This is a genomic window from Streptomyces jumonjinensis (assembly GCF_009600885.1).
Taxonomy (GTDB): Bacteria; Actinomycetota; Actinomycetes; order Streptomycetales; family Streptomycetaceae; genus Streptomyces; species Streptomyces jumonjinensis.
In genome coordinates this window covers 14,046-36,229 of record NZ_VCLA01000147.1, presented here as the reverse complement: position 1 = coordinate 36,229, position 22,184 = coordinate 14,046, and the positions used below count along the sequence as shown (strand labels likewise).

Annotated in this window: 19 protein-coding genes; 3 read left to right on the top strand and 16 right to left on the bottom strand. The window is 71.9% G+C overall.

Translation table 11 applies throughout. From position 1 onward, the window contains the following. Nucleotides 1-264: 264 nt before the first annotated feature. From FF041_RS18690 to FF041_RS18675, 4 genes are all read right to left on the bottom strand, one after another. Nucleotides 265-1,686 carry a sugar porter family MFS transporter gene (locus FF041_RS18690; protein WP_323392104.1) on the bottom strand — a complete coding sequence of 474 codons (1,422 nt, stop codon included), beginning with the start codon at nucleotides 1,684-1,686 and terminating at the stop codon, nucleotides 265-267. Between the two features lie 333 nt (nucleotides 1,687-2,019). Next, on the bottom strand, nucleotides 2,020-5,625 hold the full coding sequence (gene smc, locus FF041_RS18685; RefSeq protein ID WP_323392103.1) for a chromosome segregation protein SMC: 3,606 nt from the start codon (nucleotides 5,623-5,625) through the stop codon (nucleotides 2,020-2,022). A gap of 174 nt (nucleotides 5,626-5,799) precedes the next feature. Continuing rightward, complete coding sequence (locus FF041_RS18680; RefSeq protein ID WP_153486296.1) at nucleotides 5,800-6,018, bottom strand: hypothetical protein; 219 nt, start codon at nucleotides 6,016-6,018, stop codon at nucleotides 5,800-5,802. Nucleotides 6,019-6,412: 394 nt separating this feature from the next. Next, complete coding sequence (locus tag FF041_RS18675) at nucleotides 6,413-6,694, bottom strand: acylphosphatase (protein ID WP_153486298.1); 282 nt, start codon at nucleotides 6,692-6,694, stop codon at nucleotides 6,413-6,415. A gap of 203 nt (nucleotides 6,695-6,897) precedes the next feature. Here FF041_RS18675 and FF041_RS18670 point away from each other — a divergent pair, with 203 nt between their 5' ends. Beyond that, the gene (locus FF041_RS18670; protein WP_153523872.1) at nucleotides 6,898-7,776 is read left to right on the top strand and encodes a CAP domain-containing protein; all 879 of its coding nucleotides are present in this window, start codon (nucleotides 6,898-6,900) and stop codon (nucleotides 7,774-7,776) included. 23 nt (nucleotides 7,777-7,799) lie between these two features. On the opposite strand, the gene mutM is transcribed toward FF041_RS18670, so the two are convergent. The 9 genes from mutM to FF041_RS18625 form a co-directional block, all read right to left on the bottom strand. Next, complete coding sequence (mutM, locus tag FF041_RS18665; protein WP_323392101.1) at nucleotides 7,800-8,669, bottom strand: bifunctional DNA-formamidopyrimidine glycosylase/DNA-(apurinic or apyrimidinic site) lyase; 870 nt, start codon at nucleotides 8,667-8,669, stop codon at nucleotides 7,800-7,802. A 194-nt stretch (nucleotides 8,670-8,863) separates the two neighbouring features. Next, the gene (rnc, locus tag FF041_RS18660; RefSeq protein ID WP_228388364.1) at nucleotides 8,864-9,847 is read right to left on the bottom strand and encodes a ribonuclease III; all 984 of its coding nucleotides are present in this window, start codon (nucleotides 9,845-9,847) and stop codon (nucleotides 8,864-8,866) included. Nucleotides 9,848-9,866: 19 nt separating this feature from the next. Beyond that, a complete protein-coding gene (rpmF, locus tag FF041_RS18655; protein WP_043229344.1) occupies nucleotides 9,867-10,040 on the bottom strand; it encodes a 50S ribosomal protein L32 in 174 nt (57 codons plus the stop codon). Between the two features lie 2 nt (nucleotides 10,041-10,042). Then, nucleotides 10,043-10,681 (bottom strand): YceD family protein, encoded by a 639-nt coding sequence (locus FF041_RS18650; protein WP_153523877.1) that lies wholly within the window; start codon nucleotides 10,679-10,681, stop codon nucleotides 10,043-10,045. Nucleotides 10,682-10,842: 161 nt separating this feature from the next. Then, entirely contained in the window at nucleotides 10,843-12,111 is a 1,269-nt protein-coding gene (locus tag FF041_RS18645) for an ATP synthase F0 subunit B (RefSeq protein ID WP_323392099.1), read from the bottom strand. 216 nt (nucleotides 12,112-12,327) lie between these two features. Further along, complete coding sequence (coaD, locus tag FF041_RS18640) at nucleotides 12,328-12,807, bottom strand: pantetheine-phosphate adenylyltransferase (RefSeq protein ID WP_323392097.1); 480 nt, start codon at nucleotides 12,805-12,807, stop codon at nucleotides 12,328-12,330. 26 nt (nucleotides 12,808-12,833) lie between these two features. Further along, the gene (rsmD, locus tag FF041_RS18635; protein ID WP_153486302.1) at nucleotides 12,834-13,436 is read right to left on the bottom strand and encodes a 16S rRNA (guanine(966)-N(2))-methyltransferase RsmD; all 603 of its coding nucleotides are present in this window, start codon (nucleotides 13,434-13,436) and stop codon (nucleotides 12,834-12,836) included. Between the two features lie 413 nt (nucleotides 13,437-13,849). Continuing rightward, nucleotides 13,850-16,081, bottom strand: a complete 2,232-nt coding sequence (recG, locus tag FF041_RS18630; protein ID WP_228388362.1) for an ATP-dependent DNA helicase RecG — start codon at nucleotides 16,079-16,081, stop codon at nucleotides 13,850-13,852. Between the two features lie 63 nt (nucleotides 16,082-16,144). Then, nucleotides 16,145-17,788: a DAK2 domain-containing protein gene (locus FF041_RS18625; RefSeq protein ID WP_323392093.1), complete on the bottom strand. Its 1,644-nt coding sequence runs from the start codon at nucleotides 17,786-17,788 to the stop codon at nucleotides 16,145-16,147. A 274-nt stretch (nucleotides 17,789-18,062) separates the two neighbouring features. Here FF041_RS18625 and rpmB point away from each other — a divergent pair, with 274 nt between their 5' ends. After that, a complete protein-coding gene (rpmB, locus tag FF041_RS18620) occupies nucleotides 18,063-18,248 on the top strand; it encodes a 50S ribosomal protein L28 (protein WP_003957616.1) in 186 nt (61 codons plus the stop codon). A gap of 194 nt (nucleotides 18,249-18,442) precedes the next feature. Here the strand turns inward: rpmB and thiD are convergent, their stop codons facing one another. Both thiD and FF041_RS18610 read right to left on the bottom strand, forming a co-directional pair. Next, nucleotides 18,443-19,240, bottom strand: a complete 798-nt coding sequence (gene thiD / locus FF041_RS18615; protein WP_153523870.1) for a bifunctional hydroxymethylpyrimidine kinase/phosphomethylpyrimidine kinase — start codon at nucleotides 19,238-19,240, stop codon at nucleotides 18,443-18,445. Further along, nucleotides 19,237-20,205 (bottom strand): thiamine-phosphate kinase, encoded by a 969-nt coding sequence (locus FF041_RS18610; RefSeq protein ID WP_323392091.1) that lies wholly within the window; start codon nucleotides 20,203-20,205, stop codon nucleotides 19,237-19,239. Before FF041_RS18610 ends, thiD begins: the two co-directional genes overlap by 4 nt. Nucleotides 20,206-20,611: 406 nt before the next feature. Here FF041_RS18610 and FF041_RS18605 point away from each other — a divergent pair, with 406 nt between their 5' ends. Continuing rightward, nucleotides 20,612-20,845: an Lrp/AsnC family transcriptional regulator gene (locus tag FF041_RS18605; RefSeq protein ID WP_323372260.1), complete on the top strand. Its 234-nt coding sequence runs from the start codon at nucleotides 20,612-20,614 to the stop codon at nucleotides 20,843-20,845. Between the two features lie 124 nt (nucleotides 20,846-20,969). Here FF041_RS18605 and FF041_RS18600 read toward each other — a convergent pair whose 3' ends face one another. Further along, on the bottom strand, nucleotides 20,970-22,157 hold the full coding sequence (locus FF041_RS18600) for a D-alanine--D-alanine ligase family protein (RefSeq protein ID WP_153523869.1): 1,188 nt from the start codon (nucleotides 22,155-22,157) through the stop codon (nucleotides 20,970-20,972). Nucleotides 22,158-22,184 lie beyond the last annotated feature (27 nt).

The following is a 22,184-nucleotide window of genomic DNA, read 5'->3' as shown; positions in this document are numbered from 1 at the left end:
TCAAGTACGACACACCGTTCGACACCGTACGTTAAAGATCAAGCTAGGGAGTGTCTTCAAAGTAGCGTCGTCCGCCCGGAGGGCGGGTCCGGCGGGGTCTGGTGCCGTGCATCGCAAGGCGGAGGAAGGAGCCACTGCGGAGCATTGGCGACTGACGACAACGCGGCGAGGTGCGGTGCCAGGGCACGGCGGACAGACGGGACTTTGAAGACACGACCTAGACGCGATGCCGCTGACCGCCGCGCCCGGGGAACAGCGCGGCGGTCAGCCCATCTCCTCCAGCGGCTTGCCCTTGGTCTCCTTGACGAACAGCAGCACGAACGGGATGGAGAGCACGGCGAAGCAGGTGTAGATGACGTACGTCCCCGAGAGGTTCCAGTCGGAGAGGTCGGGGAAGGTCACGGTGATCACCCAGTTGGCGATCCACTGCGCGGACGCGGCCACTCCGAGCGCCGCCGCGCGGATGCGGTTGGGGAACATCTCGCCGAGCAGCACCCAGACCACCACGCCCCAGGAGAGCGCGAAGAACAGCACGAAGACATGGGCGGCGATGAGCGCCACCGTCCCCTGGACGCTGGGCAGCTTGCCGTTCACCAGTGCGGCTGAGAAGGCCCACGCCTCGCACGCCAGGGCGATCGCCATGCCGCTGGAGCCGATGAGGGCGAGCGGTTTACGGCCGATCCGGTCGACCAGCACCATCGCGATGACCGTGCCGAAGATGTTCACGATCGAGGTGGTGAAGGAGTAGAAGAACGAGCCGGTGGGGTCGATGCCGACGGACTGCCAGAGCGTGGACGAGTAGTAGAAGACGACGTTGATCCCGACGAGCTGCTGGAAGACGGAGAGCCCGATGCCCACCCAGACGATGGGCAGAAAGGCGAAGCGCCCGCCCAGCAGATCCCGGAAGGTCGACTTGTGCTCCCTGCGCATCGCGAGATCGATCTCGGCGACCCGGGCGTCCAGGTCGATGTGCTCGCCCTCGACCTCGGTGAGGACCTTCTTCGCCCGGCCGGTCTTGCCCACCGAGATCAGATAGCGGGGCGACTCGGGGATGGCGAAGGAGAGCATTCCGTACAGCACCGCCGGTACGACCATCACGCCGAGCATCCACTGCCAGGCCTCCAGTCCGCCGATCTCACCGCGCTGGTCGCCGCCGGCGATCTGGAGGATGCCGAAGTTCACCAGCTGGGAGACGGCGATGCCGATGACGATCGCCGCCTGCTGGAAGGAGGCCAGCCGGCCCCGGTAGGCGGGCGGGGAGACCTCGGCGATGTACGCCGGGCCGATGACCGAGGCCATCCCGATGGCGAAGCCGCCGACGATGCGCCACATCGCCAGGTCCCAGAGCGCGAACGGCAGGGCGGAGCCGATGGCGCTGGCGCTGAAGAGCAGGGAGGCGATCCGCATGCAGGCGATCCGGCCGATCCGGTCGGCGATCCGGCCCGCGGTCGCGGCTCCGAAGGCGCAGCCGATCAGGGCGATGGCGATGACCTGCGCCAGCTCCGTGGAGCCGATGCCGTAGCGGCTGCGGATGGCCTCCACCGCGCCGTTGATGACGGAGCTGTCGTAGCCGAAGAGAAAGCCGCCCATCGCGGCAGCCGCGGTGATGAAGACGACATGGCCGAGGTGCTCGGGATGGGCCTGGCGGGCCCCCGCCGCCGGGGGCGGCTGCGAACTGCTGGACACATCGACTCCTGGGGACTTGGCTCATGGGCCGCGGGCCGCCGCTCCTGAGCCGTCCGACAGCACCGCCGGGCGTGGCGAGCCCTTCCAGTGGCGCACAGCTCCCGCGGCCCTGCCAGCGGGGGTGGGCCGGTGGCCTGATCGGTCTTCCGGTCCGCTCCCGGGCCGGTGGTCTGATCGGTCCTCCGACGCACTCACGCTGGCCGGTGTGGCTGATTCAGTCCTCCGGTCTGCTCCCAGGCCGGTGTGGCCTGATCAGTCCTCCGGCGCACTCACGCTGGCCCGGTGTGGCCTGATCAGTCCTCCGGCGCACTCACGCTGGCCGGTGTGGCCTGATCAGTCCTCCGTACGCCCGCGCAGCCGCTGGCTGATGACCTTGGAGACGCCGTCGCCCTGCATGGCGACGCCGTACAGCGCGTCCGCGACCTCCATCGTCCGCTTCTGATGGGTGATCACAATCAGCTGTGAGGACTCCTGAAGCTCCCGCATGATCCGGATCAGCCGCTGGAGATTTGTGTCGTCGAGCGCCGCCTCGACCTCGTCCATCACATAGAACGGGCTCGGCCGGGCCTTGAAGATGGACACCAGCAACGCCACGGCGGTCAGCGAGCGCTCGCCCCCGGAGAGCAGCGAGAGCCGCTTGACCTTCTTGCCGGGCGGCCGGGCCTCGACGTCCACGCCCGTGGTGAGCATGGAGTCCGGGTCGGTCAGGATCAGCCGGCCCTCGCCGCCGGGGAAGAGCCGCGCGAAGACGCCCTCGAACTCGCGGGCCGTGTCGCGGTACGCCTCGGTGAAGATCTGCTCGACGCGTGCGTCGACCTCCTTCACCACCTGGAGGAGGTCGGTCCGGGTCTTCTTCAGATCCGCCAGCTGCTCCGACAGGAACTGATGGCGCTCCTCCAGCGCCGCGAACTCCTCCAGGGCGAGCGGATTCACCTTTCCGAGCTGGTGGTAGGCGCGCTCGGCCGATGTCAGCCGTTTCTCCTGTTCGGCGCGGACGAACCGGCCGGGCCGGTTACGGGGGTGGTCGGGCGACTCGGGCAGCTCCTCGCCCTCGGCGGGCGGGGACGGCGGTACGGGCTGGTCGGGGCCGTACTCCGCGATCAGCCCGGCGGGCTCGACGCCCAGCTCCTCCAGCGCCCTGGTCTCCAGCTGCTCGATCCGCAGCCGCTTCTCCGCGCCGAGCACCTCGCCCCGGTGCACCGAGTCGGTGAGCTTGTCCAGCTCGCCCTTGAGATCGCGCCCCCGCGAGCGGGCCCCGGTCAACTCCCGCTCCCGCTCCGCTCTGGCGGTCTCGGCGGCGGTCCGCTCGGCGTCGGCCCGGGTCAGCGAGGTCTCCACATGGGCCAGCAGCTGACGGGCGCCGCCCGCGACGGCGGAGGCGACGGCGGCCTCGTGCCGGAGCCGGGCGCGGCGCTGATCGGCGCGGGCCCGCGCCTCCCGCTCGGCGCGCGCTCCCCGGTCCAGCGCGTCGGCCCGCCCCGCGAGCCCTTTCACCCGCTCCTCATGGGTGCGGAGCTGGAGCCGGGCCTCCATCTCGGTCTGGCGGGCGTTGGCGCCGTCGGCGGCGAGCCGGTCCCGCACATGGGCGTCGGGCTCCTCCTCGACGGGGGTCTCCTCGGCGGTGAGGAGCCGTCCGGCGAGCTCCTCCGCCTCCTCGCGGGCGTGCCGGAGCGACTCCTCGGCCCGGGCGACGGCGGCTGCCGTGCGCTCGGCCTCGCCCTCGGCGGCCCTGGCCTTCCCGGAGAGCCGGCCGAGCCGGCCGGAGACCTCGGACTTCGCCCGGTCGGCCGCCCGCCTCCGCTCCCCCAGCTCCTCCAGCAGCGCGGCGCAGCCGGCCCGGTGCTCTTCGGCCCGCGCCTTGGCCTCCGCCAGCTCCAAGCACCGTCCGCCGAGCGCCGTCAGCTCGGCGGCGGCCTCGTCGACGGCCGCCCTGACCTCAAGCAGGCTGGGCACGCCGGGCGACCCGCCCTGTGCGAAGCAGGCCCCGAACACATCGCCTTCGGCGGTCACCGCGGTGAGCCGGGGCCGGGCGCGGACCAGTTCCTCGGCCTCCTCCAGCGTCTCCACGACGACATAGCCGCTGAGCAGCCGCCGCACGGCCGCCATCAGCTCGCCGGGTCCCCGCACCAGCGCGGCGGCGTCCGGGAACCGCGTGTCACCACGGCGCTGTAGTACGCCTCCGGGGGCCGCGGCGGAGTCCGTGCCGGGGGGCGGCTCGGGCGCCCACGCCAGCAGTATCGACGCCCGGCCCGCGTCGGTCTTACGGAGCAGCCGCAGCGCCTCGGCGGCCGTGGCCGGGGTGCCGACCGCCACCGCGTCCGCCGCCGCGCCGAGCGCGGCGGCGACCGGGATCTCGTATCCGGGGGTCACGGTCAGCAGTTCGGACGCCGGGCCGAGCACTCCGTCGAGCCGGTCCTCGGCGGCGAGCAGGGCGCCGGTGCCGTCCTTGCGGCGCAGTCCGAGGGCGAGGGCCTCGCGGCGGGCGGCGACGGCGGCGCGTTCGCGTTCGGCGCTCGCCGCGGCTTCCCGGGCGGCGCTCAGCGCGGTCTCCGCCCCGGCCAGCTCGCGCCGGGCGGCGTCATGGCGTTCGCCGAGGTCGGTGTCGTCGGCGTCGAGGCCCGCGACCTCGGCCCGCAGCCGCTCGTACTCCTCCCGCGCGCCCGCCGCGCGCTCGTGCGCCTCGTCGCGGGCCTCGGCCAGCCGGTCGATCTCCGCCTGGGCCGATGTCACCCGGCCCCGGGCCGCGGTGGCCTGTCCGGCGAGGCGGGCGAGCCCTTCGCGCCGGTCGGCGATGGCGCGGGCGGCGTCCTTGAGGCGGCGCTCCTCGGCCAGGAGCTCCCGCTCCAGCTCGGCGCGGTGGGCGACGGTCTCCTCCAGGGCCCGTTCGGCCGCCTCCAGCGCGGCGAGAAGCTCGGCTTCCTGTTCCCGTACGCGGGCGGCCTCGCGCTCCATTTCCTCGGGGTCGCGCCCCCGCCGCTCCTCCGCGGGCTGGGTCCGCGCGCTGATGACCCGGGCGTCGGCGAGCGACACCGTGCCGCGCACCCGTTCGGCCAGCTGGGAGAGTTCGTACCAGGTCTGCTGGGCCCGCTGGAGCCTGGGGGCGAGCGAGCGGACCTCCTCCTCCAGCTCCGCCTCCCGGGCGAGCGCCTTCGTCAGCTCCGCCCCGGCACTCTCCCGCCGCTCCTTGAGCGCGGCCTCGTCGGCGATCTCGGCCCGCAGCGCCTCCCGGAGGCGTACGAGATCGTCGGCGAGCAGCCGCAGCCGGGCGTCGCGCAGATCGGCCTGGATGACCGCGGCCCGCCGGGCGACGGCCGCCTGCCGTCCGAGCGGTTTGAGCTGGCGGCGCAGTTCGTCGGTGAGATCCTGGACCCGGGCGAGATTGGCCCGCATCGCGTCCAGTTTCCGCAGTGCTTTCTCTTTGCGTTTGCGGTGTTTGAGAACACCGGCGGCCTCTTCGATGAACGCCCGCCGCCCGAGGGGGTCGGCATGGAGTACGGAGTCGAGCCGGCCCTGTCCGACGATGACATGCATTTCGCGGCCGATACCGGAATCGGAGAGCAGTTCCTGGATGTCGAGGAGCCGGCAGGTGTCTCCATTGATCTGGTATTCGCTGCCGCCGTTGCGGAACATGATCCGCGTGATGGTGACCTCGGCGTAGTCGATGGGCAGCGCGCCGTCGGAGTTGTCGATGGTGAGGGAGACCTCGGCCCGGCCGAGCGGCGGCCGGCCGGTCGTCCCGGCGAAGATGACGTCCTCCATCTTTCCGCCGCGCAGCGATTTCGCGCCCTGCTCGCCCATGACCCAGGAGAGCGCGTCCACCACATTGGATTTACCGGAACCATTGGGGCCCACGACACAGGTGATGCCCGGCTCGAACCGCAGTGTGGTGGCGGAGGCGAAGGATTTGAAACCGCGCAGGGTCATGGCCTTGAGGTGCACGCAGCCGGACTCTACCTTCAGCGGACGGTTTCGCTCAGGAAGGCTCAGGGCACATCAGACGGTAAGCGATGGGGCGCGATGGCTCAGGGGGAAGAGAGTCAGGGGAAGAAAGAAGGGACGCCTAGGCGTCCCTTGCATATCTTCGCGCGATGTTTCTCCGGCGGATCGCCGAGCTCAGGTGAGCGCGGGCTCCGCCTGCGGTACGTCGATGTCGATGCCGTCGAGCAGCGACTCTCCGGGGTGCTGAGCGACGGCAGCGCTCAGCGCGTCGTTCTCGGACTGGATCCGTACAAGCTCGGATTCGAGGTCCTGGACGCGCTGCTGAAGCCGTCGCATCTCGGCGAGGAGTCGCGGGTCGGAACCGCCGACGTAACCGAGAAGCGCCTTTGCCATGATGGATGGTCCTCCACACTGAGTGACCGACCGATGCGGTGTGGGTCGTGAGGGATTCGCACCCGCGGTGCTCGACAGTGCTCTGTTACTACAGTTGTCGCTGCGGGTCTACTGCCAAACAGCTAAGGTGCGCGGGGGTTCCAGAGTCTCACCAAAAAGTTTGACGGTCAACACGATCACGCCCTGCTTGAGGGGGCGAGCCCGGGCGCGCACGGCCGCTGCGAACGCGGCGGGGGCCTCTGCTCCGGGGCCCTGGGGGCGTGGAGATCATCCTTGTTCCCGCAGCCTGGCACGGTTGTCGTTTATTGGCAACCACCTGCTTGTTTCTGTCCGTGACGGGCTCCTTCGGCAGGGGTCGGAACCCCGCTTCGAGCGCCCGTACGGGGGATGCGCGTCAGCGGATCGCGAAGCCGTCGTAGCCGCCGCGGGGCGTGTCCCATATCTCAGTGACACCGTCGACCCGGCCGGGTGTGTCGTCGGAACGCAGCCACTCCAGCAGACGGTGGCAATTCTCACGTGACCCTTCCGCCACGACCTGCACTCTGCCGTCGTCGAGGTTGAGGGCGAATCCGGTGAGCCCGCCGATCTCCAGGGCGTTTGCCCTGGTAAACCAGCGAAAGCCCACTCCCTGTACTCGTCCGCGTACCCATGCGGTAAGCCGTGCAGCATCGTTCATGAATGCACGGTAGCCGCACACCGGTCGCTCAATTCCTCACAGGCCCCTTACGGCCCGCACACCATGGCGTACAGTCCGGTCGCAATGAACCTCACCCGTTCGGGTGAGCCGGTGGGCTGTCCAGCCGACGCACGCCGGTGTGCGGCCGATCTGCGGACCGCTGTTCATCCAGTGAGTACGAGGTTACGAGGAAGGCATTGCGGATGGGACGCCATCGACGCTCCGGCAAACGTGCGAGCAGGCCCGTACGGACAGGACTGCTCGGCGCCTCCGCGGCCGTGGCGATGGGCGCGGTGGCGGTGGCGTCCGGTCTGCTGCCCGGCGGCGACACCCTCACGCTGGGCGGCGAGAGCTCCCCCGGCACGCTGCGCGACGAAGGGCCGGCGACCCTCCGGACCCAGGACCGTCAGAGCACCGAGCAGAGCCGCGACGCGGGCACGGGCGCGGAGAGCCCGAGGCCCGCCCACGCGCCGTCGAAGTCCCCGTCGCCCAAGGGCTCGGACCGCCCGGACGCCGAGCCCTCGAAGAAGCCGGCGGCCCCTCAGGAGAAGCGGACCGCGACGACCGCTCCCGAGCAGAAGACCGCGACCGAGGCCCCGGAGCGCGAGGAGAAGCCGCGCGACTCCGCCCCCTCCGCCGAGCGGAGCCCCGAGCCGCCGGCCCGGTCCTCCTCCTCCGCCCCCGCGCCGTCGTCGTCGTCTTCGCATACCGCGGCGGAGGCCGAGGTGCTCGCGCTGGTGAACGAGGAGCGCGCCAAGGTCGGCTGCGCCCCGGTCCGCTTCGACGCCTCGCTGGCGAAGCTGGCGGGCGACTTCAGCTCCGACATGGCGGCGCGCGGCTTCTTCTCGCACACCGACCCGGACGGCGCGACCCCGTGGGACCGCGCCGAGAAGGCGGGCGTCAAGAACCTCGGCGCCGAGAACATAGCCCGCGGCCAGGCCGACGCCGGAGCGGTGATGAACTCCTGGATGAACAGCGAGGGACACCGCGCCAACATCCTCAACTGCGACTACAAGACGCTGGGCGTCGGTGTGGACATGGGCGACGGCGGCCCCTGGTGGACCCAGAACTTCGGCTTCTGACGCGTGGGCCCCTGCGGGCCCCGCTACGACGCGGGACGCGCGGGCCTCGGCGGACGCTGACAGCGCGGGCAGAAGTAGCTGGACCGGTTCATCCAGGGCCGGCGCCGGATCTGGGCGCCACAGCGGCGACAGGGCTCGTCCTCCCGGCCGTAGGCGTCCAGCGAACGGTCGAAGTACCCCGATTCGCCGTTCACATTCACATACAGGCTGTCGAAACTGGTGCCGCCCGCCGCCAGGGCCGCGTTCATCACATCCCGTATATGACCGAGCAGCTCGGCCGAGCGGGGGCGGTTGAGACCGGCTGTGGGACGTTCGAAGTGCAGCCGGGCCCGCCAGAGCGCCTCGTCCGCGTAGATATTGCCGACCCCGCTGATCAGCGACTGATCGAGCAGCGCCCGTTTGACGGTGGTGCGCCGCAGCCGCAGCGCGGTGTGGAATGCCTCGTCGTCGAAGGCCGGGTCGAGCGGGTCACGGGCGATGTGCGCGATGACGTCCGGCAGCCCGTCGGGGGTGTTGTCATGGAGCGAGAGCCCGCCGAAGGTCCGCTGGTCGACGAAGCGCAGCTCGGTGCCGAGCGAGTCGTCGAAGGTGATCCGGACCCGCAGATGCTTCTCGTCGGCCGCGTCCTCGGGCTGGACCAGCAGCTGACCGCTCATGCCGAGATGGCCGAGGATCGAGGAGTCGGTGTCGGCGAGCGGCAGCCAGAGATATTTCCCACGTCGGCGGGCGATGCCGACGCTGTGGCCCTTGAGGCGGGCCGCGAAGTCGTCGCCGCCCGCGAGATGACGGCGGACGGCTCGCGGGTGCAGCACCCGCGCCTCGGCGATCGTCCGTCCGCTGACCCAGCGCTGGAGTCCTCGGCGTACGACCTCGACCTCGGGCAGCTCGGGCACGGGGCTCCTCCGGTGACACTCGTGATGACGCCCGCAGCGTACCTCCCCGGACCCGGACGCGGGGCACCGGTCACCGGTCATCGGCTGGGACATCCGAAGGCCCTGGCCTTCCGGGAGGTGTCCCGGAAGGCCAGGGCCTTCGATGATCAGCCGGTGCGGTCGGGGAGCCGGGCCCCAGCCGCGCAGTCAGAGGCTCAGGCCGTGGCCTGATCCGCCTGTTCCCGGGAGCCCGCGTCCCCCTCGGGGGAGCCGGCTTCCGCTACGGCGTCTGTCAGCGGTGCGACGGCATCCGCTCCGGCCTCACCGGACCCGGCCTCATCGGCCTTCTCCGGCTCCGCCTTCGCCTTCGCCGTCTTCTGCGGGTCGGGCTTCGCAGCGCTCGCAGCGTCGGGCTTCGCGGCTTCGGCCTTCGCCGCCTCGGCTCGCTGGTCCGCGGCGGCGCGGATCTCCCGCCATGCGGACTCCGCCGCCTGCTGCTCCGCTTCCTTCTTGCTGCGGCCGGTGCCGGTGCCGTACGAGACACCACCGACGCGGGCGGCAGCAGTGAAGGTCTTCTCGTGGTCCGGACCCGTCTCGGTGACGAGATACTCCGGGACCCCGAGACCCTCGGCCGCGGTGAGCTCCTGGAGACTGGTCTTCCAGTCCAGGCCCGCACCGAGATTCGAGGACTTCTCGATCAGCGGGTCGAAGAGGCGGTGCACCAGCTCCGAGGCCGCTTCGAGACCCTGATCGAGATAGACCGCGCCGATCACCGCTTCAAGGGTGTCGGCGAGGATGGACGCCTTGTCCCGGCCGCCCGTGCCCTCTTCGCCCCGGCCGAGCCGGATGAAGGAGCCCAGTTCCAGCCCGCGGCCGACCTCGGCCAGCGCACGCGAGTTGACCACCGCGGCCCGCAGTTTGGCCAGCTGGCCTTCCGGCAGATCGGGGTGGGTGCGGTAGAGCGTGTCGGTGACCACGAGCCCCAGCACCGAGTCGCCGAGGAATTCCAGGCGCTCGTTGGTGGGCAGGCCGCCGTTCTCATACGCGTAGGAACGGTGGGTCAGCGCACGCACCAGAAGGGCGGACTCCAGCTGATAGCCGAGCCGCCCTTCCAGAAGCGTGTGAGACGAGGCTGCGTTGACTGTGGTCACTGTTTCGCCAGTGTTCTCCGACTTCCTGGCACTGGACAGCTCAGACATCGGGCCTCTCACCAGCCGCTCAGACCGCGAGGACCTGGCGCTTGTTGTAGGTGCCGCAGCTCGGGCACGCGATGTGCTGCAGCTTGGGCTCCTGGCAACGCTCGCACGAAACCAGGGTGGGGACCGCAGCCTTCCACTGCGACCGGCGGTGGCGCGTGTTGCTGCGCGACATCTTCCGCTTCGGAACAGCCACGGCTACTTCTCCTGCTTCTCGTCGACGCCAGCTTCGGCGCCGCCCATGTTGTCCTTCTCGCCGTCCTGGGTGGTTTCGGCGAGTCCTTGCAATGCCGCCCAACGAATGTCGACGGCATCGTGGTGGTGGTCCGGGTCGTCGTCCAGTCTGATGCCGCACTGGGCACAGAGACCGGCGCAATTCTCCCGGCACACCGGCTGCATCGGCAGTGCGAGCACCACCGCATCACGCAGCACGGGTTCGAGGTCGAACAGGCCGTCCTCGAGAGAGAGGCTGTCCTCGTCCTCGGCGTCGTCGCCGGGCTCCGCGGCACGGCCGCGGCCCCGGGCGTCGGCGTCGGGGTACGTGAACATCTCCTGGAAGTCCGCCGCAGCAGCGAGGCGCAGCGGCTCCAGACACCTTACGCACTCCCCCTCGGCCGACGCACGGGCGGTGCCTGTGACAAGCACCCCTTCCATGACCGACTCAAGGCGGAGGTCCAGCTCCACCGGCGTGCCCTCGGGCACGACGATGACTCCTTCGACACCGAGATACTTGGGTGCGGGCACCGAGCGGGAGAGCCGCTGGAGCGCGCCGGGCCGCCGACCCAGCTCGTGCGTGTCGAACACGAGGGGGTTGCGGTGGTCGAGGCGGGCGTTCAGGGCTTCTCCTGCTTTCGGATCATGCTGCCGGGAGGGGGATGGGCCGCCGTCCCGCCGGTTACGGGGGAAGCGGGCAGCCGGGATCGCCAGACTACGGGCGATCGAAGAGCCAGGATACTGGACGGTCCGCCGTAGACCCAATCCGGCCCCGTGCGGTCATCTCAGTGCCCCTGCTCATAACGGCGCAGCTCATCGAGGTCGATCATGCTGGTGTCGAAGAAGCTGGTCTCGTCGAGGGCCGCGGCCTGCGCCGGGGCGGGCTGTCCCGGGTGCCGGGGGCCGTCGTCGTGCGGCTCGGCGTGCTGCTGCCGGGGGACGTCCTGGTACGCGTAGGGGTCCTGCTGGGCGTACTGCTCGTACGCCTGCTGCTGCTGGTAGGCCGCGTAGGGATCCTGCGGGTACTGCTCGTACGCCTGCTGTGGCCGATATCCGTCGAAGGGGTCCTGCCGGGCGCCGTTCCCAGCTGGTGCCGGCGGCTCGTACGCGCCGCCGGCCGGAGACGGCGGCTCGTACGCGGGCGGCTGCGACGGCGCGGGGTCGTACTGCGGGGTCTCGTACCGAGGGGTCTCGTACTGCGGGATCTCGTAGCCGGACTGCTGCGACGGCGGAGGCTCGTACGCGGGCGGCTGCGGCTGCCGGTGCTCCGGCAGCGCGGGGGGCTGCGGCGGCAGGGGCTCCCGGGGCCGCTGCGGTGCCGGGTCCGCGAGCTCGGCGAGGCCCGCCAGATACTCCGCGTCACTGGCGTGACGCCGGGTGGAGCCCGCCGCGTCCTGGGCGGCCATGTGCTCGCCGAGGGCGTCTCCGGTGGTGCGCCCCTGGAGCTTCTGCCTGCCCCGGCCGACCGCCTCCAGGGTCTTGGAGAGCACCGCCTCGAACGCGCCGAGCTTGGCGTCCACGTACTCGTCGGCCCGGTGGACCAGGGTCTGCGGGTCCGCGCTGTACTCGGGGGCGTCCGCGTCGGCGTAGCCGTCCCGGTCCAGCCCGGGACCACGGCCGAGCAGCTTCTCCCGGCCCCGGTCGACGGAGCCGATGGTCTTGGTGAGGACCACCTCGAAATTGGCGAGCTTGGAGTCGACGTAGTCATCCGCCTCGGCCCGGATCTCCTCGGCCTCCCGGCGGGCGTCGGCGACGATCCGGTCGGCCTCGTCCTGGGAGCGGCGGGCGACCTGGGTGCTGGAGATCAGCGAGCCGCGCTCGGCGTGGGCGCTCTCGATGATCCGCTCGGCCTCCTGGCGGGCCTGGGCGACCAGCTGCTCCCGGCCGCCGATCAGCTCCTGGGCCTGGGCCAGCGAGCCGGGCAGCGCCTCGCGCACCTCTTCGAGCAGGGCGAGCAGCTCGGCGCGGTTGACCACGCACGACGCCGACATGGGCATGGAGCGGGCGCTCCCGATCGCCTGGACGATCTCATCGAGCTTCTTCTGCACGTCCACCGTGGTCCGCCACTCTCTGCCTGATACGTCTGAGCCGCGCCCGTCCCACCGGAGACGCCGGAGACGGACGGGATGACTGTACGGCGAGCGGACGCCCCTCCGACACCGATTGACGGATCGTCAGGCGGGGTGGTGAGCGGCCGTCGGGGCCGGCCGCGGGTCCCTCGCCGGGCCGCTCTCCGACCGCTCTCCGGCCACTCGCCGGTCAGCCGCCGGTCAGCCGCCGGTCAGTCGTCTGACGAGAGCCTCGTGGACGGCCGGGGGCAGCAGATGGGAGACGTCGCCGCCCCAGGCGGCGACCTCCTTGACCAGGCTGGAGGAGAGGAAGCTGTAGGTGGGGTTGGTGGGGACGAAGAGGGTCTCGACACCGGAGAGGCCGTTGTTCATCTGGGCCATCTGAAGCTCGTAGTCGAAGTCGCTGACCGCCCGCAGCCCCTTGACGATGGCGGGGATGTCGCGCGCCTTGCAGAAGTCGACGAGAAGGCCGTGGTGGGACTCCACGGAGACGTTTCCGTACTCCGTGGTCACCTGGCGGATCAGGTCCATCCGTTCCTCGACGGTGAACAGACCCTTCTTGGACTGGTTGACCATCACCGCGACATGTACGACGTCGTACAGCTTGGAGGCGCGGGCGATGATGTCGAGGTGTCCGTTGGTGATGGGGTCGAACGACCCCGGACAGACTGCGCGGCGCACGGGAAGTCCCTCGCTCTCCGGTCCGGTCATGGGGCGTCCCCGCCCGTGGAAGCCTCGTCGTACGAGGAGGCGGCGCGACCGTACCAGAGCGTGCCCTCGCCGTAGCGACGGGCCCGCAGTGGCTCGAAGCCCTGTGGCCAGTGGAAGGCACCGCCTCTGGTGCTGCGCTCCACGGTGACGAGGGCATCGTCGGTGAGCCACCCCTGGGCGCGGAGTGTGAGCAGGATCTCCCGGAGATCGTCGTCGGTCACGGAGTACGGCGGGTCCAGGAAGACCACGTCGTAGGGGTCGGCGGGGGCCGGTGCCGCGACGATCTGCTCCGCTCTGCCGGAGCGGACCTCGGCGCCGGGGAGGCCGAGCGCGCGGACGTTCTCCCGGACGGTGCGGGCGGCGCGGGCGTCGGCCTCGACCAGCAGGGCGTGGGACGCGCCCCGGGAGAGCGCTTCCAGGCCGACCGCGCCGGAGCCCGCGTACAGATCGGCGACCCGCAGCCCGGCCAGGGTGCCGAGCAGGGACTCCCAGCTGGAGAAGAGGCCCTCACGGGCCCGGTCGGACGTGGGGCGGGTGCCGGTGCCGGGCGGCACGGCGAGGCGGCGCCCGCCGGCCGTGCCGGCGATCACGCGGGTCATCTCGGTCCTTACGTCCTTACGCGGTCGGGGTCCGCCCGGGGAGTCCGGGGCACGCGCCCGGGAGCCATGCCCCGGGAAGGCTCCGGGAACCGGCCCCGGCCCCGCTGGATCCCCCGCGTGCGCCGGGTTCCCCGGGTTTCCCGGAGGTTCCTCGGACAGCTGCGATCAGTCTCTCAGCTCGCCCGGGGCGCGGCGCGGCGGGGTGGCGGGGCCGACGGGCAGTCGGACCCGCCGGGACAGCGGGGCAGGCGGACCCGCCGGGACGGCCGTCCGGCTGTGCCGGCGGACCGCCGGACCGCCGGACGCACCCGCCGCAGCAGGGCCAGCAGACCACCCGACGCACCGGACGCACCGGGAGCACCGGAAGCAGCGGGACCCGCAACCACCCGACGCACCGGGTCCCCCGACCCCGCTCAGCCCTTGTCGAGATACTGCTCCCGCTCATGGTCCACCAAGGCGTCGAGCGCCAGGCGCAGTGCGGGAGAGCTCTCCAGCCCGGGGTCCTCCCGCACGACCCGCACCGCCTCCTCCCGAGCCGCGGCGATGACCTCCTCGTCCTCGATGACGGCGAGCATCCGCAGCGAGGAGCGCGCCCCGGACTGGGCCTGGCCCAGCACATCGCCCTCGCGGCGCTGCTCCAGATCGATACGGGAGAGCTCGAAGCCGTCGAGCGTGGCGGCGACCGCACCGAGGCGGGCGCGGGCGGGGGCGGCCTCGGGCATCTCGGTCACCAGCAGACAGAGCCCGGGGGCCGAGCCCCGGCCCACCCGGCCGCGGAGCTGATGCAGCTGGGAGACGCCGAACCGGTCCGCGTCCATGATGACCATCGCGGTGGCGTTGGGCACATTGACGCCGACCTCGATCACGGTGGTGGCCACCAGCACGTCCGCCTCGCCCGCGGCGAAGCGGCGCATCACCGCGTCCTTGTCGTCGGGCGGCATCCGGCCGTGCAGCACCTCGACGCGCAGCCCGGCGAGCGGGCCCCCGGCGAGCTGTGCGGCGACATCGAGCACGGCGAGCGGAGGCCGCTTCTCCGCCTCGTCCTCCGGCTGCTTCTTCTTCGGCTTCTCGTCCTCGTCGTCGCCGATCCGGGGGCAGACCACATACGCCTGATGCCCCTTGGCGACCTCCTCGCGGACCCGCTCCCAGGCCCGCGCCAGGAAGTGCGGCTTGTCCTGGGCGGGGACCACATGGCTGGCGATCGGGGAGCGCCCCGCCGGGAGCTGGTCCAGCACCGAGGTCTCCAGATCACCGAAGACGGTCATCGCGACCGTCCTCGGGATGGGGGTGGCGGTCATCACCAGCAGATGCGGCGGCTGCCTCCCCTTGGAGCGCAGGGCGTCGCGCTGCTCCACGCCGAAGCGGTGCTGTTCGTCCACGACGACCAGGCCCAGATCGTGGAACCGCACCTTGTCCTCGATCAGGGCGTGGGTGCCGATCACGATCCCGGCCTCGCCGGTCACCAGATCGAGCAGCGCCGAGCGGCGGGCGGCGGCCCCCATCGACCCGGTCAGCAGCACCACCTTGGTGGCCCGGTCCGCTCCCCCGAGCATGCCGCCCTCGGCCAGCTCGCCCATCATCTCCACGATGGAGCGGTGGTGCTGCTGGGCGAGGACCTCGGTGGGCGCGAGCATGGCCGTCTGCCCGCCCGCGTCCACCACGGCGAGCATGGCCCGCAGCGCGACGAGCGTCTTCCCGGAGCCGACCTCGCCCTGGAGCAGCCGGTGCATCGGATGCTCGGTCGCCAGATCGTCGAAGATCTCCCCGGTGACCTTCCGCTGGCCGTCGGTGAGGGTGAAGGGCAGCCGGGCGTCGAACGCGTCGAGGATGCCGCCGGGCGAGGGCCTGCGGGCCACCGCGGGCAGTTGGGCGTCGGCGAAGCGGCGCCGGGCCAGCGCCACCTGGAGCACAAATGCCTCGTCCCACTTCAGCCGCGCTCTGGCGTCCTCCACGTCCGCCTTGGTGCGCGGCCGGTGCACCTTGAGCAGCGCCTCGGGCAGCGGGACGAAGCCCCGGCCCTCCCGCAGGGCGGGCGGCAGCGGGTCGGCGGCCTCCTGGGCGCGCGGCAGCACCGCGTCCACCGCCTTGGCGATCTTCCAGGACTCCATCCCCTTGCACGCGGGGTAGATCGGGATCAGCGCGCCCGCCCAGGACTCGACGTCCACCGCGTCGTCGCCGCCGCCGAGCTTGGCGTAGGAGGGGTGGGCGAGCTGGAGCTTCCGGTTGAACACCGAGACCCGGCCGGCGAACATCGCCCGGCTGCCCGGCAGCAGCTCCTGGTGCGGCTTATGGACGCCGCGGCCGAAGAAGACCAGCTGGAGCCGTCCGCTGCCGTCGGTGATGGTGATCTCCAGACGCTTGCCCCGGCCGCCGTTGAAGGTGTGCACCCGGGCGTCGGCGACCTGCGCCACCACGGTCACATCCTCGTCCAGCGGCAGCTCGGCGAGCCGGGTGAGCTGGCCGCGCTCCTCGTATCTCCGGGGGTAGTGGTGCAGCAGATCGCCGACCGTACGCAGGTCGAGCTGCTCGGCCAGCACCTTCGCGGTGGCGGGTCCGAGCGTCTTCTTCAGCGGCTCTTCGAGAGGCTCGTCACGCACGTTCAACGGCTCTTCGAGAGGTTCATCACGCAGGGGCACGGGATCCATTGCACACCACGGCACCGACAGTCGCCGTGATCTGTGGACGGTTCCGCGCCCCGGGCGGGGTCCCTACTCGACGCCGATCAGCAGCAGGGCCGAGCCCCGGCCCCCCTCGTAGACCACGGTGTCCACGGCGAGGTAGGCGTCGCGGACATGGCGTTCCAGCCGGTCGGGCAGGGCCGGGACGCTCCCGGCGGCCTCGCCCAGGACCAGGGTCACCAGTTCGCCGCCCGCCGCCAGCATGCGGTCCAGCACCGCCGTCGCCGTCCTCGTGAGATCCGAGCCGATCACGGCGACGTCGCCGTCTATCAGCCCCAGCACGTCCCCCGCCTGGCACACCCCCGCCGAGGTCCACGACTGCCGTTCCGCGACCGTCAGCTCCGCGTACCGCGTCGCCCCCGCCGCCGCCGTCATCGCGACCACGTCCTCGTCGAAGCGCCGGCCCGGCTCGTGCACCGCCAGCGCCGCGATGCCCTGGACCGCCGCCCGCGTCGGGATCAGGGCGACCCGGATCCCCTCGGTACGGGCCTGCTCCACCGCCGCGGCGGCCGGATGGCGCAGCTCCGGCGCGTTCGGGAGCAGCACCACCTCCCGGGCGTGCGCCCGGCGGATCGCCTCGACCAGTTCGCCGCTGGCGGGCGGCTCCCCCGGCCGCGCCAGCACCGTCGTCGCGCCCGCGTCGCCGCAGACGCCGGCGAGGCCCTCGCCGGGGACGACCACGACGACCGCCCGCTGCGCCCGCTCGCGTTCCCGCGCGGGCTCCGCCGCGCCGTCGGTGCCGTCGGCGCGGTCAGTGCCGTCAGCGCTGGCCGCGCTCTCGAAGTGGGTGATGCGGATCCGGTAGGGCCGTCCCGCCTCCACGCCCGCCTCGACCGCCGCGCCCGCGTCGTCGACATGGACGTGCACATTCCACAGGCCGTCGCCGCCGACCACCACCAGGGAGTCGCCGAGCGCGTCCAGCCGGGCGCGCAGCCGGGTCACGGCCTCGTCCGCCGCCTCCAGGAGATAGATCACCTCGAAGGCGGGGTCGCCGTCGGCGCAGGTCCGCCCCTCCGTGACCGAGGTCACCGGACGGCCGGCGGCGGGGATCGCCGGGGCCTGCCCCGAGACCGTCTCCACCAGGGCTCCCAGCACCGCGAGCAGCCCCCGCCCGCCCGCGTCCACGACCCCCGCGCGGCCGAGCACGGCCAGCTGGCCGGGGGTGGCGTCGAGCGCGGCGCGGGCCCCTTCGTACGCCGCCGCCGCGGTGTGGGCCACATCACCCGTACTGTCCGTGGCCGCCTCGGCCGCCGCGGACGCCACGGTCAGGATGGTGCCCTCCACGGGGTGCGCGACGGCCTCCCGGGCCAGCTCGGCGGCCCGGCGCAGCGCCCCGCCCAGATCGTCGCCGGCCGCGGTCCGCTCGGCCGTGCCGCGCAGCAGCTGGGCCAGGATCGTCCCCGAGTTGCCGCGCGCGCCGATGAGCGCGCCGTGCGCCATCGCCCGTGCCGCGTCGGCGGCGGAGGGCTCGAAGGCCCGGGTCTCATGGGCCGTGAAGACCGCTTCGACGGCCTGGGCGGCGGACTCCATCGTCAGATAGAGATTCGTCCCGGTGTCCCCGTCCGCGACGGGGTACACATTGATCGCGTCGATCTCCTCGCGCTCCCGCCCGAGCGCGTCCAGCGCCCTCGCGCACCAGATCCGTACCGCTGCGGCGTCGAGATTCTGCGGCACCTGGTGATCCTCCTTGAGCGGCCGGGCGGATGTGGGCCGGGCCGGGCCATGGGCAGCGGGTCGCACCGCGAGGGTAGACCCCGTCCGGCGGAGGGGAGCGGGGCGGGGGCGGGAGCGGCCGTGGTAGTTTCGTAGTGCGGATGCAGTCGTTGTATGCTGCTCCGGTTGCCCGATGAAAATCGGGCCATTCCCCCGGCAGGCCACCGAATCAGATCCTTGATTTCCGGCACGCCGGATTTCACTGTAAGTGCATCTGAAGTCTTTGGAGTGACCCGTGGCTGCCAACTGCGACGTCTGCGGCAAGGGGCCGGGCTTCGGCAACAACATTTCGCACTCGCACCGCCGTACGTCTCGTCGCTGGAACCCGAACATCCAGCGCGTGCGTGCAGTGGTCGGTCGGACGCCGAAGCGGCTCAACGTCTGCACCTCGTGCATCAAGGCCGGCAAGGTCTCGCGCTAACGCCGACGTTTTCGTCGTAGCGCAGCCCCTGCGGTTGCCTTGGAAAGCCGGTCCACCTCGGTGGGCCGGCTTTCTGCCGTGCTCTGACGCCGTCCGAACTCGCCGTCAGAATCCCGGCACCCCCCGTAAAAAGCCCCGTCAAACCGCTGGAGGCCGGCTCCCCTCAGGGAGCCGGCCTCCAGCGCGTCTGCGGTCTAGGACAGCGGCTGCCGGAAACGCCAGCCGTGGTCCACCGGCCCGATGCCCTCCCCCAGGGCGAATCCGGCGGCTATCGCCCCGGTCACATACTCCTTCGCCGCCTGGACCGCCTCGGGCACCGTGAGCCCCTTCGCCAGCCCGGCGGCTATCGCCGAGGCGAGGGTGCACCCCGTCCCGTGCGTATGCCGGTTGTCGAGCCGGGGAGCGCGGAGCCAGTGCTCCTCGGTCCCGTCCGTGAGCAGATCCACCGCGTCGCCGGGCAGATGCCCGCCCTTGACCAGCACCCAGCGCGGGCCGAGGGCCAGCAGGGCGTCGGCGGCCCGGCGCAGCCCGGTCTCATCGGTGACCTCGACCCCGGTGAGCTGTGTCACCTCGTCCAGATTGGGGGTGGCCAGGGTGGCGACCGGCAGCAGTGCGCGGCGTACGGACTCCAGTGCGGAGGCCGCCAGCAGGGAGTCCCCGTGCTTGGAGACCCCGACCGGGTCGACCACCACCGGCGCGTCCGTGCCCGCGAGCAGTTCGGCGACGGTCTCCACCAGCGGGGCCGAGGCCAGCATCCCGGTCTTCACCGCCTGTACGCCGATGTCGTCGACGACGCTGCGGTACTGGGCCTTCACCGCCTCCGCCGGCAGCTCCCAGTAGCCCTGCACCCCGAGCGAGTTCTGCGCGGTGACGGCGGCGATGACGCTCATCCCGTGCGTGCCCAGCGCCAGCATGGTCTTGAGGTCGGCCTGGATGCCCGCGCCGCCGCCCGAGTCGGAGCCGGCGACGGTCAGTACGAGCGGAAGTCTCATGATCCCTCCGGGGAGCCGAAATGATCCCAGCCGCCCGTGCTGTGCCAGGGGGCGCCGTCGACGGTGACCTGCGGCAGGGCGGAGGGGTGGAGCACCTCTCCGATCACCTTCCAGCGGGCGGGCAGCTTGGTCTCCGGGGGGAAGGTCGCCACGATGGCGTGGTCCTCCCCGCCGGTCAGCACCCACTGGAGGGGGTCCACACCGACCGCCTGGCCGATGTCGTACATCTGGCTGGGCACGTCGACGGCGCCGGAGCGCAGATCGATGCGGACCTTGCTGGCCTCCGCGATATGCCCGAGGTCGGCGACGAGTCCGTCGCTGACGTCGCACATCGCGGTCGCGCCGAGCGCGGCGGCGGCGGGGCCCGCGGGGTACGGCGGCTCGGGGCGGCGGTGCGCCTCGACGAAGGCGCGCGGTGAGCGGAAGCCCCGGGAGAGCACCGCGTATCCGGCGGCCGACCAGCCCAGCCAGCCGGTGTACGCGACCACGTCGCCGGGCCGGGCGCCGGACCGGGTGACCGGCTCATGGCCGCGCAGATCGCCGAGGGCGGTGATGGCGAGGGTGATCAGCTCGCCGCGCACCACGTCCCCGCCGACCACCGAGGCGCCCGCGACCTGGCATTCGTCACGGATGCCGTCCATCAGCTCGGTGGCCCAGGTGACGGGGAGCTCGGCCGGGACGACCAGACCGAGCAGCAGCGAGGTGGGGACCGCGCCCATGGCCGCGATGTCGGAGAGATTCTGCGCGGCGGCCTTGCGTCCCACGTCGTACGCCGTCGACCAGTCCCGCCGGAAGTGCCGGCCCTCCAGGAGGATGTCCGTGCTCGCCACGACCCTGCGGTCGGGCGCGGCCACGACCGCGGCGTCGTCGCCGGGCCCGATCCGGACCGCGGGGGTGGAGGTGAGCCGGGAGGTCAGCTCTCTGATGAGGCCGAACTCCCCCAACTCGCCCACAGTGCCCTTCACCCGAGTCTCACCTCTCCGTCGCCCCGCCGGACCCTCCAGCGGAAACCAGCCCACCGGGCCATCGCCCGGCGAGAACCCGACCACCGGGCCGGCTGCCCGGCCCGGCCCGTCCGGGGCCGCTCGCCGCACACCCGGGACCGGCCGGGCGGCTGCCCGATCCGCAGGTCGCGGGCCTCGCGCGGCCCCGGTACCGTCGGAAGAACCCCCGGTACCGTCAAGACAACCACCGGGAGCCCGCTCGCGGGATGGAACAGCGGCTGTTCTCCGCACGCCACACCGCGGGCCCCGCGCGGCGCGCGGGTCTCCCCGCAGCGCGTGACGACGCGATACCGTAGCGTCCCTTTCTCCCCCCGGGGTCTCCCCACAGACGGTGGGACCGTTCTCCCCGGGTCGCCCTGGAGGTTCCGTGGTACAGGCGTACATCCTCATTCAGACCGAGGTGGGCAAGGCGTCGACTGTCGCCGAGACCATCGGAAAGATCGCGGGAGTGATTCAGGCCGAGGACGTGACCGGCCCCTATGACGTGATCGTGCGCGCCCAGGCCGAAACGGTCGACGCCCTGGGCCGGCTGGTGGTCGCCAAGGTCCAGCAGGTGGAGGGCATCACCCGAACGCTGACCTGCCCGGTCGTGCATCTGTAGCCCCCGTCCGCGCTTGGCCGGCCCCGGGCCGGACCTGAACCGGCCGCCGGCCGGGGCGACGCCGCGATGGTACTGCGTGTGGTGTCCCCCGGCCGGAGAAGAGCGATACGGGCTCGGGAGGTTTTTAGCGCAGTCCGGTCGAGCGGCGCAGCGCGGCCTGGATCAGCAGATCCACCAGCTCCGGATAGCCGACGCCGGTCTCCTGCCACATCCGCGGATACATGGAGATCGGGGTGAAGCCGGGCATGGTGTTGATCTCGTTGATGACGAAGCCGCCGTCCTCGGTGAGGAAGAAGTCGGCGCGTACGAGACCCTCGCAGGAGGCGGCGTCGAAGGCCGCGACGGCCAGCCGCCGCACCTCGGCGGTCTGCTCCTCGGTCAGCGGCGCGGGCACGATCCCGGACGCCGAGTCGATGTACTTGGCCTCGAAGTCGTAGAAGTCGTGCGACTGGACCGGCGGGATCTCGGCCGGGACGCTGGCGCGCGGCCCGTCCTCGAACTCCAGCACCCCGCACTCGATCTCGCGGCCCCGCAGCAGCGCCTCGACCAGGATCTTGGGGTCGTGCCGCTGTGCCTCCTCGATCGCCGCGTCGAGCCCGGAGACCTCGTCCACCTTGGTGATGCCGATGGAGGAGCCCGCGCGCGCGGGCTTGATGAAGAGGGGCCAGCCGTGCTCGCCCGCGAAGTCGACGATCCGCTGCCGGGCGGCGGACGGGTCGAGTTCCCACTCGCGCGGGCGGATCACCTCGTACGGGCCGACCGGCAGCCCGAAGGAGGTGAAGACGCGCTTCATGTACTCCTTGTCCTGACCCACGGCGGAGGCCAGCACACCGGAGCCGACATAGGGCACCCCGGCCAGCTCCAGCAGGCCCTGGATCGTGCCGTCCTCGCCGTACGGGCCGTGCATCACCGGGAAGACGACGTCGACTTCGCCGAGCGCCTTCGGCACCGCGCCGGGCTCGCTGTAGACGACCTCGCGGTTGCCGGGGTCCACGGAGAGCGCGACGACGCCGTCGGGGGAGTCGGTGAGCTGCTCGACGCTCGGCGTCCGCCGGTCGGTGATCGCCATCCGCTCCGGCTCGTCGGCGGTGAGCGCCCAGCGGCCGTCCACCGTGATGCCGATCGGCAGAACGTCGTACTTCGAACGGTCGATGGCCCGCAGCACGGCCCCGGCGGTGACCACGGAGATGCCGTGCTCGGAGCTGCGCCCGCCGAAGACGACGGCCACGCGCGGCTTGCGGAGCGACCGGCCGTCGCTGGACTGCCCGGGGCTTCGCCGCTCGGGAATCTGGGGAAGGTTCTCGGTGCTCATATCGCGTTGAGCGTACCTGTTGGCACC

What these genes read in the sequence shown, in the direction of transcription:
- recG (WP_228388362.1), bottom strand. Translation starts at nt 16,081, where the DNA reads ATGGATCCCGTGCCCCTGCGTGATGAACCTCTCGAAGAGCCGTTGAAC.
- FF041_RS18675 (WP_153486298.1), bottom strand. Translation starts at nt 6,694, where the DNA reads ATGAACGATGCTGCACGGCTTACCGCATGGGTACGCGGACGAGTACAG.
- FF041_RS18680 (WP_153486296.1), bottom strand. Translation starts at nt 6,018, where the DNA reads ATGGCAAAGGCGCTTCTCGGTTACGTCGGCGGTTCCGACCCGCGACTC.
- rnc (WP_228388364.1), bottom strand. Translation starts at nt 9,847, where the DNA reads ATGTCTGAGCTGTCCAGTGCCAGGAAGTCGGAGAACACTGGCGAAACA.
- rsmD (WP_153486302.1), bottom strand. Translation starts at nt 13,436, where the DNA reads ATGACCCGCGTGATCGCCGGCACGGCCGGCGGGCGCCGCCTCGCCGTG.
- FF041_RS18600 (WP_153523869.1), bottom strand. Translation starts at nt 22,157, where the DNA reads ATGAGCACCGAGAACCTTCCCCAGATTCCCGAGCGGCGAAGCCCCGGG.
- FF041_RS18670 (WP_153523872.1), top strand. Translation starts at nt 6,898, where the DNA reads ATGGGACGCCATCGACGCTCCGGCAAACGTGCGAGCAGGCCCGTACGG.
- thiD (WP_153523870.1), bottom strand. Translation starts at nt 19,240, where the DNA reads ATGAGACTTCCGCTCGTACTGACCGTCGCCGGCTCCGACTCGGGCGGC.